The organism is Oceanobacillus kapialis, from assembly GCF_044790185.1.
GTDB classification, from domain to species: domain Bacteria; phylum Bacillota; class Bacilli; order Bacillales; family Amphibacillaceae; genus Oceanobacillus_B; species Oceanobacillus_B kapialis.
Genome location: NZ_CP085256.1, coordinates 3,107,826 through 3,125,571, shown reverse-complemented (window position 1 = coordinate 3,125,571; position 17,746 = coordinate 3,107,826). Strand labels below are relative to the sequence as shown.

Sequence of the window (17,746 nt, the reverse complement as noted above, 5' to 3'; positions counted from 1 at the left end):
TCGTCTTCATTGTGGGAGGAAGAATTGGAAATGGAAGAGATTAACACAGAGTGGCTACCACATCTTTCAAATGAAATAGTAGCAGATGCACATGGATACTTATTGGATGCCTATGCAGTTGCCCTAGAGGGGTGGAGACGTGGTTTAACCTTAAGATGGCATGTGAAGGATTCAGAGAAATTTAAAGAAATGACAACATGGTTTGTAGACAATCCAGGTCAATTATTTTCCCTTAGTTCAAAGGATAAGACCCATTATTTTTTCCGGACAAGAGGAGACCTTGTGTCGAACGAAGCTGTTCGGATTGGAAAAGATAAAGATGAAACAAAACAAGCTTTATTAAAGGCTGAAGTATCTGTTCCCGAAGGCAAACGTTTCCAGCCAGATAGCACAATTGACTCGATGTTGAATTATGCAAATGGTATTGGATATCCTGTGGTAATCAAACCTACTGACGGGAGCTTTGGCAGAGGTGTTATTACCAATATTACGAGCTCAGGGGAATTAGAGCATTCCCTTGCATATATCAAGAACACATATAATTATACGGATATTATTATTGAACGATATATACCAGGTAATGAATACCGTGTTTACGTCGTAGAAGATAAAGTGGTAGGAGCCGTCCATCGCATTCCAGCGAATGTACAAGGGGATGGGGTTCATTCCATTAAAGCGTTGATTGAATTAAAGAATGAGGAAAGAAGCTTAAATCCTCGATTGATAAGCTGTCCGATCCAAATCAATCAAGAGCTGGTTGACTTTATCGGCAGACACAACTTTACGTTGGAAACAGTACCAGCAAATGGAGAACAGGTTTTCTTAAACGATAAGAGTAATATCTCTATAGGCGGAGATCCTGTTGATGTATTGGATGACTTACCTGAAGGGATTAAGCGAAGTGCTGTACAAGCAGTGAAAGCTGTAGATGGGTTGCCACATTGTGCAGTTGATCTCATTATAGATTCTTCCCAAAAAGCAGTTATTATTGAACTAAACCCAACAGCCCAAATTGGAGCGTTACTATATCCATTAAAAGGACAAGCAAGAGATATTCCTTCTGCTTTAATAAATTATTATTTTCCGGAAACAGCGGATCAGCAACTCCATAAAAGGCAGGCATATTTCGATTTTCATGATATGCTCGATCCTTTGCAATCAAGAGATGCATCAGTCACAACGGTAACGCCAGCACCTACAGAAAAACTTTATATGAAAAGCTATATTGTGAGTGGGGAAGTACAAGAAATTGGGTATCACCGTGGATTAAGAAAGCATGCGTTCGAAAGATACTTACATGGCTTTGTCATGAATTTAGAGGATGGCAACATAGAAGTGGTGGTCGCCGGTACGGATCCTGATATGGTAGATGACTTTAAGCATGCATTATGGGAAGATGAAGAACGTGCCAAGGTGCTGGAAGTAAAAGAACAACCGTACACAGAACCGATTAAAGTAGGTTTTGAAATTAAAACAGATTTGAAGACACAAATAGAAGATCTTAAACGATATAAACAAGAGTTAGAGCAGCTCGACTATGCAATTAAAAAAGCAGAAGTAAAGAATCGAAAATATCACCGGAGTTTATCTTGGAAAGCAGCAAAACCGATTCGCGTTCTAGGATCTCTCTTCAAAAACAACAAGCAGCGTTAATTTTCGGGAGGAATCATGATGAAGGAACAACAAGGTATCTCATTACCTCAACTTCCAAATGAAATTGTAAAAAATGCAAGAAAAACAAGACTTGATGCCTTTGCTGTCGCATTAGAAGGATGGCGCAGAGGTTTGAAGCTTAAATGGTATACGAAGGATTCCGAGCATTACAAAGATATGGTTATTTTTGGTGTTAATCCTCCTGGAAGGTTATTCTCGCTTAGTTCCGAAGAAAGAACACATTACTTTTTCCGAACACGCGGTGACAAGGTGACGAGTAGTGCTGTAGAGATAGGATCAGAAAAGGATGATACTAAAGAATGGCTTGCAAAAGCAGGTGTCCCGGTTCCACTTGGGAAAGGCTTTGAAGCAGATGCTACGGATGAGGAAATTATCGCCTATAGTAAGACGTTGGATTACCCTCTTGTGCTTAAACCTACGAATGCCAGCCTTGGTAATGGGGTAGTTACAAATATAGATAGTGATGAAGCCTTTTTAAAAGCTATAAAATACGTTAGGCATGATCTTGAGTATCCAGAAGTTGTCGTGGAGCAGCATGTGGAAGGAAAAGAATATCGCATCTATGTCGTGGAAGACAAGGTAATTGCAGCCTATAACAGGGTACCAGCTAATATCATTGGTGATGGGGAGCATACCATTGATGAGTTAATTGGGTTGAAAAATAGAGAACGTCGGAAAAATGCCAGATTAAATAGTTGCCTAATCGAAATGGACGTTGAGATATTAGACTTTATTCAGGCAGCAGGTTATTCCTTGGAAAGTGTGCCGAAAAAAGGCGAGCAGATATATTTAAGGCAAAAAACCAATGTTTCCTCTGGTGGAGATCCAATTGATGTGACAGAAACAATGCCTGAAGAATTCAAAACCATTGCCATTAATGCTATTAAAGCAGTACCTGGCTTATACCATGGTGGCGTAGACATTATTGTGAACGAAAATAGAAACCTTGATGCGGGTGCTGTTGTCATTGAATTAAACCCGACTGCTCAAATAGGCGGTGCATTATATCCATTAAAAGGGAAAGCAAGGAATATACCAGGCGCTTTAATTGATTATTACTTCCCAGAAACGGCAGGGAAGGACACATCAGAATCAAAGATTTATTTTGATTTGCTGAAGATCTTAGAACCACTGGAGAACCGCTCAGCTCTTGAAGTAGAAGTAAGCCCTGCACCAATGGGAGAGTTGACTATTAAAAGGTTCACTGTCTCAGGAGATGTACAGAAACATAGCTACCATCGTTGGCTCAAAAAGCATGCCATGAACCTAAACTTAAACGGAGCCATAAATAACATGGTATTTGATGAAATTGAAATTATTGTTGGTGGAACTGACCCATCAGCTATAGCCGAATTCAAAAAGCTAATTAGGCAATACCCACAAGGATCCAAGGTCACAAGTGTTGAAGAAGAAACGTACGACTCTCCTATCACCATTGGGTTTGAGATTAATGAACGGTATAATACATCCAGTCTTAAGTCTGTCCAGCATGCTCTTCGTAAAATGGAAAAGGAAATAACCCAGTTGACCAGACAGAAGAACAGACTGGAAAAGGATAACCGTTATATTGAACAAAGTACTTCATGGAAATATACAGAACCGTTGCGGAAAGTCGGCGCATTGGTAAAAAGGAAGAAATAAGTTTCAGTTTTAGAAACGCCATCATATAAACAAAAAGGAGGGGACATGTATGGCAAAGGTAAATTTAGTTGCTACAGGTGACGTGTTATTGCATTCAAGAATATATGATATAAGTAAAGACAAATCAGGAAAATATGATTTTACAGACAAGATGGCTCCTGCAAAAGATCTCCTACAAGCTGGTGATATTTCTGTAGTTAATTTGGAATCGCTAGTAGCTGGTGAAGAATTAGGGTTAACGTCATTTCCTAAATTTAATAATCCGATCGAGCTCGCGGAGAATTTAAAATCTTTTGGCACAGATATTGTTACCAATTCCAATAACCACACCATGGATTTAGGGGAAGAAGGAGTACTTAAATCGATTGAGAATCTGGAAAAGATCGGTATGCAATATGTTGGATCTCATAAATCCAAAGCAGATCAGAAAGAGATTCGTACGATTGAAAAGAATAATATAACCTGTGCCTTTTTATCATATACAGCTGTTACACTTGGTAATAACGCACCTAAAAACAAAGGATATTTATTAAACACAATTGTTAAAGGTCAGACAAAGTTTGTACGCCAAGACATAGAAAGAGTTAAGAAGGAAAAAAACCCTGATGTGGTGATCGTCTCCGTACACTTTGGAAGAGAGTATCCGTTATACCCAGTAGCTGCTCAAAAGGAAATAGCTGCATCTATTTCTGATGCAGGTGCAGATATCATTATCGGACACCATCCTCACGTTCTTCAGCCTGCTGAATGGATTTTAAATTCGCGGGGCAAGAAAACATTTGTGATTTATTCCTTAGGGAACTTCTATTCAGGACAAAAAGGATTATACCGCCAAATAGGTGGCGCTTTATCACTTGATATAAAGAAGACAGGGGACAGTATAGAAATAGTAAATCCAAGTCTAAACCTAACATATGTAGATGCTAACAGGAAAAAGGGCTATCAAATGCATCATTTACTGAAATATATCGAAAAAAATCCGTATTTTGAAACAGAACATGGCAAATTTGATTCATTAGAAGTTTATAGTGAAATAGCTCAACGATTCAGAGACTGGATGCCTGAAATAGAAATAAAATAATTAACCTTAGCATAAATAAAAGACCGTATCTTTTAATTAAAAGATACGGTCTTTTGTCGTGCATTACTATCGTTTTCTAAATTCCATTAGTTTTCTTATTGGCTTTGTAACTTTCCAGGAAGTACTACTTTCCATTTGTTTAAGTCTTTTTTTCAGTTGTTTATTTTGTCTCTCTGTAAGATGTTTTAGGTTCTCAGCTTGTTCATACTCACTTAATTTTCGAACAAGCTTTTGATAATCTGCCTTTAACTCACTATACTTCGTTGCATAATGATCAACTGCGCTATTTTTTTCTGTGCTTTGATTCGCTGTTTCCTGATCCGACGAATCTATATAAAAGCCGTGCTTTACAGGACTGTTGCGCGTTTTTTCTTCAAGCTTGGTGTTGCTAAAGTTTTTAGAGATATATTTATTAAGCTGGATTTCAAACTGATCAACCTTCTTGTCATTAGCTGCCACAATGATAGCCAACCTGCCATTTGCAAGCGTCTTTACATAGCCGTTTACATGATTATTATAGGCTAACCTGTGCACCCTTAAGGAGAATTTGTTGCTATCAGAGCAGTTTGAAACAACATATCTCTTGAGAACAATTGGATGGTTAGGTATTTTGGGTAGCTTAATTTCCGCTGCAGAGCGTGACAAGCATGCCTTATAAATGAAGTCAAAATCAATATATAGCTTGTTCGCTTCTTCCCGGTTGTAATTTTTCGTTTCCGGGAAATAGTAATCTATAATATAAGAAGGGATATCCCTGGCTTTCCCTTCAAGTGGGAAAAGATGTTGTGTTATATGTGCTCTTGAGTTTAATTCAATAATAACACCTGTATCATTTTCCTCATCCACAATCATATCTAATCCACAATGAGGTAGAGATGGAAAACTATTTGTCGCTGCCACAGCTATATTTTTGATGTTATCTGAAACATGATCCGTAATATCAATCGAGTCCCCACCAGCAGAAACATTATTTGCGGATTTTAAATAGAAAATCTCGCCATCAGATAGAATAGTACTTAACGTATAATTACTTCTTTTTAAAAGTGATTTCGTTTCGGCATCTACTTTTATTGGACGATTCGATAAAGACGGGAGCTTCGTTCTCTCTTGATTTTTCTCCTTAATTAGTTCTTGAATAGTACTTTGCCCATTACCTACAACATGAGCTTTAGTACGTTTAATGGCACCTATTACTTCTCCACCTAGAACATAGAGGCGATAATCAGCACCTTCAAAGTACTTTTCAAGTATAATATGAGGGTATTTTAATTGTTTTCGAACATAAAGAAGAGCTTCAACCAATTCTTCCTTACTAGTAATATTGCTTATTACCCCTTTACCACCAGTACCCGATAGAGGTTTGACGACGACAGGATATTCAATTTCATCTGCATACTGGATGATTTCTTCATCTGTTGTAGCATCATCGAATTCTTTGCCAATTGGTGTGGGAACATTGTTTTTTTGCAAGTATTCTTTCGTAGTTTTCTTGTTTTTCGTTAGTTCTTTAGCTTCAACAGAAACTAAGTCACCTCTTGTCACACTAAATTCATGCTGCTTCTCACCTTTTTTAAGAGAGAAATAAGGCTCAATCGCGCCAGATTTCTCTTTAACAATTCTAATAGTAACGTCAATTTTTCTTCTCCAAGCCTCAAGGATAATGCTATATGTGCTAAGCATATAATTATTTGCTTTTGGTGGTATACACTCGATTAAGTGGTCTAGATACATTTTGTTTTGTTTACTCATTTCGCAAATCCAAATCCTTTCTAGTCTATTTAGAGACATTAAGGTATATCAAAAATATAAAGTTATTGTATCACATATTGGGTTTAAATCAGAATGTTATTCTCACAATTACTGACCAATTCTGTTATGAATAAGGTAAAAATAATAATCTGCCTTCAAATTGGCTATTTCTCCTTCTGCAAACTGCGATCCAGGTGCAGAGTTAACCTCATATAAATAAACTTTACCATCTTTATCAATACCTAAATCCAGCCCCATAGATGCATTGTTTTTATTAAAAATCTCCTCTACTTTATCAGGTAATGAAATAGAAATTTCCTTAATAGAAGATTTAATCTCCTTCCAATTGGAAGGGTAGTTTGCCTTTAAAAAAGGAGTTAATTGGCTTACACTACCTCCTTGAGCAATATTAGATACTACTTTATTTGATGTTCCTATTCTCACAAGGAAAATGACAACCTTCCAACTGCCACTACCATCCTTTTCTAATCGTACCCGGCAATCAAATGGGTGTCCCTCTTTGGTTGTAGATTGTACGTATTTTTGAAATAGATATTGTTTTATATTGATATTTTCTATAAAAAATTGTTCAAGTTTCTCAAGACTAACCTTCTCTTCGCGATCATTCTCTGTAATGACATAGTGATTTTCAATATGAGTAATAAGATAAATACCTTGACCCTTGTGTCCCTTTCTGGGCTTTAAAATAACCTTGTTGTATTCATCTAGTTTACTTTGGAATTCTGAAAATGAGTTAATGTTTAGCGTTGGGATTAATATGTGCTTGAATTCGCCATCCTTTTCCAAACGGGTGTATACTCTGCTTTTCGTTCCATAACTTCCTTTCGTAAGTAGAAAGCAGTTATCTTTTAAATAAGTTGATATTTCCTTATATTTGAAACAATAAGTATTAAGATCAATATAGTAAGGTAATGGTAATTCTTCTTCTACCCATTCATTGTTTAACAACACTTTTCCATTAATAGTTTTTCGTGACATATTAACATCTGTGGGCTGACAGTAAATAACTCGTATACCATAATATTTTGCTGCTTTGCTAAGTAACGCAACAAATTTTCCAGGTTCTTTATAGTTTCGCATGTAACATATATCCATAATTTGGTCTCCTCAAAAATATATTTGTTAATTTAATTTTGTTTTCCCGAATAGAAAGATAAGCAATCTTAAATGTCTTGTCTTAAAGGGTTATTTTAGCTTTATTATAAGCTCTGGATAAGGTAGTTTTCTAATAATATCTTTATTATTCAATTATATTAGAACCGAGAAGCATTTCGTATTGTTACAAAACATACTCTTGGTGTAGCAGAAAAATGTCGACTTACATATGAAAGAAGTTGAATATGTGGAAATGGGATGCGAATAGATTTCGTTTGTCGTATAATGAAACTCAAGCTAACTTTTTTAAATTATTGCTTGTATTTGCCACTGCCAATAAAAGTGATCTTGCTTCCAAATAATATAAATTTTTTTAAACAAATAATAGGAAAGAGGTAGACAATAAATGGGTTTATTAAATATTAAACTAACTGAAGAAAGTGAAAATGGAATTTACATAAACGGAAACGTAAGCGAGAAATTGGGAACAAATTATATCAGGTCCTCTGTTTTACGTTTTGGAATGAGAGTGGCCGAGATTGAAGTAATACATGATAATAAATTAAAAGATGACGAATTGCTACTATCTAAACGTGTTGCGGAGAAATTAAATGTTCCCCTGAGTTGTGACTATGAAATACTTATAAACGCTAACAAAGAGTTTGTTATAGGTCCATTTATTGGTATCTATATGGGCAGAAAGAAAGCTACACTTTTAAAGAAACTACGTTTAGTAAATAGTTTTGCAGCAAAGTATACTGAAGTAAATGGTACGGTTTTTGCTTTTACATTAGACACTGTACAGAAGACTAATTTCATGATTAAAGGATATTTTTATAACCCTAAAATGGATCGTTGGGAGGAATCTACATTACCTTATCCTTCCACAATATTCTTAAGAAACACTATGAACACAGAGTGGAGAGAACACTTCAAAGCACTTTACGGAAACAATATATTCAACTATAAACCATTTGATAAATGGGAGATGTTTCAAAAGCTTGAACAATTTCCAGAGAGCTTAAAGGTAATACCTCAGACATTGTTGTATAAAAATGCGGATGACGTTTTAAACATGTTAGACAAATACCACAATCTCTACGTTAAACCAATTGGCGGCAAAAAGGGGCTGGGTATCTTTAATGTTGTAAGAAATGAAGAAGGAATTGTAGTACAGACGAGGGAAAATCAAGAAAATCTTAAATGGGTAATGAATGATGAAGAATTTCTAAGGTTTATGCAGGAAAAGCTAATAATAGATAAATTTGTCATTCAAGAGACTATAGACCTCCAAATAGATAATAAAGTTATGGATTTTAGGGTTGGTATGGAGAAGGATATAGCAGGGGATTGGACCAATAAAATGTTCATTACTAGGCTTAGTGGTGATAGCAGTATTGTTAGCAATAGAGCAGCTGGTGGCGGAACTATTATTACAGTGGAACAAGCACTTAAAGAAATATATAGAATGAGCGATGAAATGGTTGAGGAATATACCAAGAAATTGTTAACTGTTGCAAAAGAATCGGCTATAAATTTGGAGAAGACAGGATTAAATTTAGGCAAGTTAGCATTTGATTTAGCTATTGATAAAAATAGAAAAATCTGGATTATAGAAATCAATAGCAGATATCCAGATGATTCACTAGCAAATAAAATTGGTGATAAGGAAATGTATTATGAAATCCGAAACACGAATATGCTTTATGCTAAAAAGCTGGCTGGTTTTGGCGATTCCACTAGTAATTTACTTACGTTTAAAGATAGTTTAAGCCAATCACCATGTAATGAACTTAAAAGAAGGTTCAAGGTTTTAGTGAGCATTCCAAGGGATCAAAGGAACACATACTATGAATTAGTACAGAAAATCAGTATGGAATATGACGTAACCGGTAAACTTAACTTTAACAATCTAACGAAAAAGGTCGATATAGAAGTTGAAGGAGGTGGGAAACAGGTAGAAGGATTTTTATCGAAAATCAACGTAGGAGAAAACATTCAATCTAAAAGTGTTATTTCGATTTCAGAAATCAAGCCATTAGATGAAGAACAGGGTTTTCGGAATGTTATGTCAGAATAAGAAATTGCTTGTAACTATTTTTTTAGTAGGTCAAATCAAAACAGGGGTTAGTACAATAGTTAAAATACTTTCGATAAGTTAAGTCTATTTCTTATTACAATTAAATTTGTCGACATGTACTGATCCTTTTCTTGGCAATATTTCCAAAAAAGGTATATAGAAACATCACTCTAATTATCATTCTAGGAAAACGTATAATGACCTTAAAACATCAAGGAGGTTAAGCTAGAGTGAAGACAAGTAAAACTATCATACTAGTTTTCTTATTTGCTATAACTTTTTTCTACTTCAGTTCAGAAAATACATATGCAGGTGAGGACAATAGTAATAATGAAACAACAGATGAAGCTAACGCAGGCGGTAAGGTAGCGGAACCAGACGGAGACTCCTTACAAGAAGGTGAGGAAGGTCAGAATACTGATGAGTCTGCGGAAAAACAGGTAGTAAGTAAGAAAAATAAAATGCAAAGTTTAGAAAAAGGTATGAACGACGATAGAGTAGTAGAATTGAAGGAGAAGCTGTCCCGACTAGGATTCGGATCTTTTGATTCACTGAATAATTATTTTGGTGAAACAACAGAAAAGGCACTGAAGGAATTTCAGGAGTATTTCAGCCTTTCAGTTACTGGAATAGTAGATGATCTCACACTAGGAAAAATGGAAGGAGTGCTGTCAAGTCCATTCCAGAATGGAAAAAGACATGAAGCCACTATTACACTGAAAGAAAACCTAGCTATTCTAGGCTTTTTAAGCTTTGAAAATCCTACGACTCTTTATGGATCAGGAACGGAAGCCGGTGTAAAGGCATTCCAGGAAGCAAACGGATTACCAGTATCAGGGATTTATGAACCAATAACCCAAGAATATGTGGAAGGACAGATAACGGGCCCTCTGCAAAAAGGAATGTACCGGGATGACGCTATTGAACTGAAAGAGAACTTAGTTCGTTTAGGATTTGCCTCTTTTAGTAATCCAAATAACTATTTTGGTAGTCAGACAGAACAGGCTGTAGAAGATTTCCAAGCATATTACAGCGTATCCGTAACCGGAATGGTAGATGAGAACACTTTAGGAAAAATGGGAGAAGTGTTGTCAAGCCCGTTCCAGAATGGAAGAAGACATGAAGCCACTATTACGTTGAAAGAGAACTTAGCTATATTAGGATTTCTAAGTTTTAAAAATCCAACCACTTTTTATGGATCAGGAACGGAAGCTGGTGTAAAGGCATTCCAGGAAGCAAACGGATTACCAGTATCAGGGATTTATGAACCAATAACCCAAGAACTTGTAGAAGAGCAGATAACGGGCCCTTTAAAAAAGGGAATGTACCGGAATGACGCTATTGCATTGAAAGAAGATTTGGTTCGTTTAGGATTTGCCTCTTTTAGTAATCCAAATAACTATTTTGGTAGTCAGACAGAACAGGCCGTAGAGGATTTCCAAGCATATTACAGCGTATCCGTAACCGGAATGGTAGATGAGAACACTCTAGGAAAAATGGGAGAAGTGTTGTCAAGCCCGTTCCAGAATGGAAAAAGACATGAAGCCACTATTACGTTGAAAGAGAACTTAGCTATATTAGGATTTCTAAGTTTTAAAAATCCAACCACTTTTTATGGATCAGGAACGGAAGCTGGTGTAAAGGCATTCCAGGAAGCAAACGGATTACCAGTATCAGGGATTTATGAACCAATAACCAAAGAACATGTGGAAGATCAGATAACGGGCCCTTTAAAAAAGGGAATGTACCGGGATGACGCTATTGAACTGAAAGAGAATTTGGTTCGACTAGGTTTTGCATCTTTTAAGGATCCAAATAACTATTTTGGTAGTCAGACAGAACAGGCCGTAGAAGATTTCCAAGCATATTACAGCCTATCTAAGACAGGAATAGCAGATGAGCCAACGCTAGGAAAAATGGAAGAAGTACTGTCAAGTCCATTCCAGAATGGAAAAAGACATGAAGCCACTATTATCCTGAAAGAAAACCTAGCTGTTTTAGGCTTTCTAAGCTTTAATAATCCAACAACCCTGTACGGATCAGAAACAGAAGCTGGCGTAAAGGCATTTCAAGAAGCAAACGGGTTACCAGTATCGGGGATTTATGAACCAATAACCAAAGAACATGTGGAAGATCAGATAACGGGCCCTTTAAAAAAGGGGATGTACCGGGATGACGCTATTGAACTGAAAGAGAATTTGGTTCGTTTAGGATTTGCTTCTTTTAGTAATCCAAATAACTATTTTGGGAGTCAAACAGAACAAGCGTTAAGAGACTTACAAGGTTATTACAATTTATCTAAAACAGGAGTAGCGAATGAAGATACTCTAAAGAAGATTGAAGAAGTATTGTCAAGCCCTTTCCAAAATGGTAAAAGGCATGAAAAGACAATTGAAATGAAAAAAGATCTTAATAGATTAGGATTTTTAAGTTTTAATAACCCGACCACATTTTATGGCCCAACGACAGAAGCAGGAGTGAAAGCTTATCAAGAGCATTTTAACCTACCAGCATCTGGGATTGCAGAATCGACTACCCTTGCAAAAATTGATGAAATTCTTTCAAGTCCATTCCAAAAAGGGAAGAGACATCAAGATACTATTGAAATTAAAGAAGATTTGGCGCTGCTGGGCTATTTGAATTTTTCCAATCCTACTACTTATTATGGCACTACTACGGAGAAAGCTGTTGCTCAGTTTCAAAGATCAAATAAATTACCTGTCAGTGGAATAGTAGATTCAATTACATTGGAACAGATTAAAGTTGCTGTAGAAAATAGAGTTGTTAAAATATTTTTGGATCCAGGACATGGAGCACATGACCCAGGTGGTAGAGGGTATGGGCTAAATGAAAAAGATGTAGTATTAGACATAGCGTTGTATGCCTCTCAAATTCTAGAAAATAATTATACTGGAGTCGAGGTCATGCTCTCCAGAACTAATGATGTGTTTGTAGAATTAGAAGACCGTGCTAAAATGGCAAATCAATGGGGTGCAGATTATTTTGTAAGCATACACAATAACGCTTTTAATGGGACTGCAAATGGATTTGAGAGCTTTATTTTTAATGGGAATGTCTCTAATGAAACGGAGACCAGGCAAAATGAAATGCACAATTTTATTAGTAATAAATTGAACGTATATGATAGAGGGGAAAAAACAGCGAACTTTAGTGTTCTCCGTAATTCTAATATGCCATCTATTTTACTAGAATACTTGTTTATAGATAATTTCACAGAGAATAGTCTATTAAAAAACAAATCGTATCGTAACTTTCTTGGGAAGACAACTGCTGATGCGATTGCACATAGTTTCAGTCTGAAGAAAAGATAGGTAATTAAAGGGGGTAAATTCAATAGGAGTTTACCCCTTTTATAATGCCTGTAATACTTGAAAGATTTCACTTTAATTTCCAAATACATATTGAAATAACTTACCGTTTCACCGATACTAAAAGAGTAAGACAAAAATAGATAAGGAGGTGAAACTAGAGTGAAGATAAGATCTATTATACTAACCCTATTACTTGTTGTATCTTTTTTCCACTTTAGTCCACAAACTACATATGCAGAAGAGGTTACTACGAATAATGAAGTTAATGAAGTAGTTGGAACAGAGGGGAATACCTCGGAAGAAAAGGATTCTTCCGAGGTAGTGAAAGATGAGCAATCCTCTGAGGAAGTGGAAAAAGAACAGGCATTAATGAAGAAAAGTAGTATAAAAGCTACTTCTGAACCTGCAAGTCTAGAAAAAGGCGTACATGATGAGAGAGTAATAGACTTAAAAGAAAGTTTATCACAATTGGGTTTTGGATCTTTTAATTCAACAGACTATTTTGATGAAGCAACAGAACAGGCTGTAGAGATATTCCAAGAATATTATGGTTTGTCTGTAACTGGGATAGCAAATGATGTTACGTTACAAGAGATTGATTCAGTACTAGCAAGCCCTTTTCAAAATGGTGAGAGACATGAAGACACTATTAAGCTGAAGGAAAATCTAGCAATTCTAGGATTTTTAGACTTCGATAACCCGACGACGTACTTTGGATCAAAAACAGAGGCGGGCGTTAAGGCATTCCAAGAAGCAAACGGATTACCGGTCTCAGGCATCTATGAAGAGGTGACACAGCTGACGGTAGAATCTCAGGCAACCGGTCCTTTAAAGAAAGGAATGTATCGCAACGATGCTATTGAACTAAAAGAAAATTTAGTCCGCTTAGGCTTTGCATCTTTTAGCAATCCGAATCATTATTTCGGGAGTCAAACAGAACAGGCTGTAGAGGATTTCCAAGCATACTACAATCTTACTGTCACAGGAATAGCAGATGATGCAACCATAGGGAAAGTTGAGGACATCTTGTCTAGCCCCTTCCAGAACGGTGAAAGGCACGAAGATACGATCAAGCTGAAGGAAGACTTGGCTGTATTGGGTTATTTAGACTTTGGTAATCCAACAACCTATTATGGTTCTGTAACAGAAGCAGGCGTAAAAGCATTCCAAGAAGAAAATGATCTTCCAGTATCAGGGATCTATGAAGAAGTAACACGGCAACATGTTGAAGCTAAAGCTACCGCTCCTTTAGAAAAAGGGATGTATCGAGAAGACGCTATTGAACTAAAAGAGAACTTGGTTCGTTTAGGATTTGCTTCATTTAGTAACCCAAACAACTATTTCGGTAGCCAGACGGAACAGGCTGTAGAGGAGTTTCAAGCATATTATAGTTTACCCGGAACAGGAGTAGCAGATGACGCGACCATAGAAAAAATTGCAACAGTATTGTCTAGTCCTTTCCAAAAAGGTGAAAGACACGAAGATACGATCAAGATGAAGGAAGACTTGGCTGTATTGGGATATTTAGACTTTGATAATCCAACAACTTATTTTGGTTCTGTAACAGAAGCTGGCGTAAAAGCATTCCAAGAAGAAAATGATCTTCCAGTTTCAGGAATCTATGAAGAAGTAACACAACATCATGTTGAAGCTCAAGCAACTGCTCCTCTGCAAAAAGGTATGTATCGAGATGACGCAATTGAACTGAAAGAGAATTTGGTCCAACTAGGATTTGCCTTCTTTAGCAATCCAAACAATTACTTTGGAAGTCAAACCGAACAGGCTGTTGAGTATTTCCAAGATTACTACAGTTTAAACGTAACAGGCATAGCAGATGAGGCAACAATAGAAAAGTTGGAAGCGGTTCTCTCCAGTCCCTTACAAAAAGGTGAAAGACACGAAGATACGATTAAGGTGAAGGAAGACTTGGCGATATTAGGATATTTAAGTTTCGATAACCCTACTACTTTGTATGGGGCTATTACAGAAGCTGCCGTAATAGCATTCCAAGAAGATAATGGATTACCGATTTCCGGCATTTATGAAGAAGTAACCCGTCAACAAGTGGAAGCCCAAGCATCAGGGCCACTAAAAAAAGGGATGTTTCGCAATGATGCAATAGAATTTAAAGAAAAATTGGTCCGTCTAGGATTTGCTTCCTTCAACAGTCCGAATAACTACTTCGGAAGTCAGACAGAGCAAGCTACGAAGGATTTACAGGAGTATTATAGGCTATCTGAGACAGGGGTAGCAGACGAAACTACCTTAGATAAAATTGAAGAGATCTTGTCAAGCCCCTTCCAAAATGGAGAAAAGCATGAAATGACAATCGGAATGAAAGAAAACCTGAAAAGTTTAGGGTTCTTGAGTTTCGATAATCCAACAGACTATTATGGAACAACAACTGAAGCAGGAGTAAGAGCATTTCAAGAGCATTTTGATCTTCCGGTTTCAGGGATTGCTGAACCTAATACATTTGCAAAAATAGAAGAAATTCTGTCAAGCCCTCACCAGAAAGGTAAGAGGCATCAAGGTACTATAGCTATAAAAGAAAATCTCGTAAAACTTGGCATTTCATCTTTTGTTAATCCTAACGAATACTTTGGGCCTAAAACAGAAGAAGGGATAAAGAATTTTCAAGAGCTTTACGATTTGCCAGTTAGTGGTATAGCTGATAGTGTTACAAGAGAGGCGCTTGAATTAGCAGCAAATTCATCAAGAAAAACTAAATATAACCTCACACTTGCTGAGGCTGTAGAGATGCAGATGGCTGCAATTCCGAAAACTGACAAGAAGTATGCATATGTTTCTGCAAGTTATATTGAAGACGGTAAGGTTACTGCAAATCTATTAAATGTAAGATTAGGACCATCTACTTCTTATGATGTTGTAGGAAATCTACCAAAAGGTACCGAAGTGAGTATTATTAGTAAGACAGGTAGCTGGTACCAAATAGATTTTGTTAGTGGTGAGTGGGTAATAGCTAGTGAAAAAGATGTAAAGTATTACTTAGATCCGTTTAATTTTCTTGATGATAAGGAACAGAGATTCCAGTTTTTAGATCTTGGGAGAACCACTAATACTTCAGTAAAAACACTGAATGATTATCTAAATGATAAAGGCATTCTTGAAAATATGGGTGATGCTTTCGTTGATGCTAGTAGAAAACACGGTGTAAACGAAATATACTTACTCTCCCATGCATTATTGGAAACTGGACATGGAACATCAGATTTAGCAACAGGTATTGAGGTTGGAGAAAATAAAAAAGGTGAACCCGTCCTCGTAACGAAATATAATGAAGACAGCCTAACAAATGTTAAAGAAGTTTATAATATGTTTGGCATAGGTGCTTATGATGATACAGCTAGAGAAGACGGAGCAAAAACAGCCTACAGAAATGGTTGGACAACTCCTTATAAGGCAATAATTGGCGGAGCTAGTTTCATAGGTAACAACTATGTTAAGGCTGGCCAAAATACGTTGTACAAAATGAAATGGAATCCAGGTGCAATGGATAAATTAGGAGAGGCTGATCATCAATACGCTACAGATATAGGCTGGGCTAGCAAGCAAATTTACACGATGTATAACCTTTATCAGGACATTGGGATAACAAATGTATTATTAGATGTACCTGAATATAAATAAAAAGGTTTTATAAGGTGTTTTAAAAGGAAAGAACCAATTGAGATCACGTTGACCTCAATTGGTTCTTTTTATTTAATAAGGTTACTTTTATGATTAAAAAATAAAGCAACAGATTTACAAAAACCTTTTAATAATGAACTATACAATTCAATGAAATGTGTTAAAATATACTAGACTTATTTAATTTAATCGATAATAAGCAGGTGGCCATATGTGGAATATGACAGAGTTAATTCTTGCCTTTATTATATCCTGTGTAACAACCTTACTTGTTACACCGATCATTATTAAACTAGTAACCAAATATAAACTAATAGACACGCCTGATGAGAGAAAAAACCATGATTGCGCTAAGCCAAGCCTTGGTGGTCTTGCTATCTTTATTGGAGTAGCAGCAGGATTTCTTTACCTGCAACCTGTTTCTCCACAAATGACTGCAATTATAATCGGAGCATTAATTATTTTAGTGACAGGTATCCTGGATGACATTTTTGCTATTCGAGCCTTATATAAGCTTGCCGGGCAGATTGGAGCTGCCGGAGTTGTAGTGTCATCAGGATTGGTAATTGAAAAATTAACGGTACCTTTTATCGGGACCGTTTACTTTAATGATTTCCTTGGCATTGTGCTTACTATTTTCTGGATCGTAGCAGCTTCGAACGCTATTAACCTAATTGATGGGCTTGATGGACTGGCCGCCGGAGTCTCAGCGATTGGCCTTTCCAGTATTCTAGTTATGGCCGTCTTAGATTACCGGTTTGTTGTTGTCTATCTGTGTACAATCTTGATTGGTAGCTGCCTCGGTTTTCTTTATCATAACTTTTTCCCAGCAAAGATTTTTATGGGAGATACGGGGGCACTGTTTTTAGGGTATTCGATCGCAATTGTATCCATGCTCGGCTTGTTCAAAAACGTAGCATTCTTTAGCTTTATTGTACCAATTATAGTTATAGCTGTGCCGGTGTTTGATACCATCCTAGCCATTATTCGCAGAGCAATTAATCACCAAGGCATTGCAACAGCGGATAATAAGCATATACATTACCAATTAATGAAGATGGGATACTCTCACCGTGGTGCTGTTTTAATCATTTATGCATTTAGTATTTTCTTCGGCTGTATGGCAATTGTTTTTAACAGTGCAACATTACTTTCATCTCTTGTTACCTTTGTAGTAATTGTATTAGGGATTCAACTGATAGCTGAGCTAGCTGGTATGACCTATCACAATCGCCAGCCTATCCTGGATGGCTTTAAAAGGATTTTAGGTGTAAAGAAACTAACCAAATAATGATAAAACCCGTATTCTCGTACGACTGGGAATGCGGTTTTTTGTGGCTTATTACGGGTATAGAATAAGACTAAGATTAGGGCAATAAGGACAAAATACTATTACATACGCACAAATCGACGTAGCTGAAA

Annotated in this window: 9 protein-coding genes; 7 read left to right on the top strand and 2 right to left on the bottom strand. The window is 36.6% G+C overall.

Annotation, left to right across the window (positions count from 1 at the left end; genetic code table 11):
• Nucleotides 1-30: 30 nt before the first annotated feature.
• Genes LG273_RS16250 through LG273_RS16240 form a run of 3 tightly spaced genes read left to right on the top strand, consistent with a single transcriptional unit; the run spans nucleotide 31 to nucleotide 4,396 of the window.
• A complete protein-coding gene (locus LG273_RS16250) occupies nucleotides 31-1,653 on the top strand; it encodes an acylphosphatase (protein WP_404455556.1) in 1,623 nt (540 codons plus the stop codon).
• 18 nt (nucleotides 1,654-1,671) lie between these two features.
• Nucleotides 1,672-3,315, top strand: a complete 1,644-nt coding sequence (locus tag LG273_RS16245) for an acylphosphatase (RefSeq protein WP_404455553.1) — start codon at nucleotides 1,672-1,674, stop codon at nucleotides 3,313-3,315.
• Nucleotides 3,316-3,364: 49 nt separating this feature from the next.
• On the top strand, nucleotides 3,365-4,396 hold the full coding sequence (locus tag LG273_RS16240; protein WP_404455550.1) for a CapA family protein: 1,032 nt from the start codon (nucleotides 3,365-3,367) through the stop codon (nucleotides 4,394-4,396).
• 66 nt (nucleotides 4,397-4,462) lie between these two features.
• Here LG273_RS16240 and LG273_RS16235 read toward each other — a convergent pair whose 3' ends face one another.
• Both LG273_RS16235 and LG273_RS16230 read right to left on the bottom strand, forming a co-directional pair.
• Nucleotides 4,463-6,145, bottom strand: coding sequence for an ATP-grasp domain-containing protein (locus tag LG273_RS16235; protein WP_404455547.1), 1,683 nt, complete (start codon nucleotides 6,143-6,145; stop codon nucleotides 4,463-4,465).
• A gap of 108 nt (nucleotides 6,146-6,253) precedes the next feature.
• Nucleotides 6,254-7,246 (bottom strand): YheC/YheD family protein, encoded by a 993-nt coding sequence (locus LG273_RS16230; protein WP_404455545.1) that lies wholly within the window; start codon nucleotides 7,244-7,246, stop codon nucleotides 6,254-6,256.
• A gap of 421 nt (nucleotides 7,247-7,667) precedes the next feature.
• On the opposite strand from LG273_RS16230, the gene LG273_RS16225 reads away from it, so the two are divergent.
• From LG273_RS16225 to LG273_RS16210, 4 genes are all read left to right on the top strand, one after another.
• On the top strand, nucleotides 7,668-9,341 hold the full coding sequence (locus LG273_RS16225) for a YheC/YheD family protein (protein WP_404455542.1): 1,674 nt from the start codon (nucleotides 7,668-7,670) through the stop codon (nucleotides 9,339-9,341).
• A 230-nt stretch (nucleotides 9,342-9,571) separates the two neighbouring features.
• Entirely contained in the window at nucleotides 9,572-12,673 is a 3,102-nt protein-coding gene (locus LG273_RS16220) for a peptidoglycan-binding protein (protein ID WP_404455539.1), read from the top strand.
• A gap of 159 nt (nucleotides 12,674-12,832) precedes the next feature.
• Nucleotides 12,833-16,324: a peptidoglycan-binding protein gene (locus LG273_RS16215; protein WP_404455536.1), complete on the top strand. Its 3,492-nt coding sequence runs from the start codon at nucleotides 12,833-12,835 to the stop codon at nucleotides 16,322-16,324.
• A 211-nt stretch (nucleotides 16,325-16,535) separates the two neighbouring features.
• On the top strand, nucleotides 16,536-17,615 hold the full coding sequence (locus tag LG273_RS16210; RefSeq protein WP_379561644.1) for a glycosyltransferase family 4 protein: 1,080 nt from the start codon (nucleotides 16,536-16,538) through the stop codon (nucleotides 17,613-17,615).
• Nucleotides 17,616-17,746 lie beyond the last annotated feature (131 nt).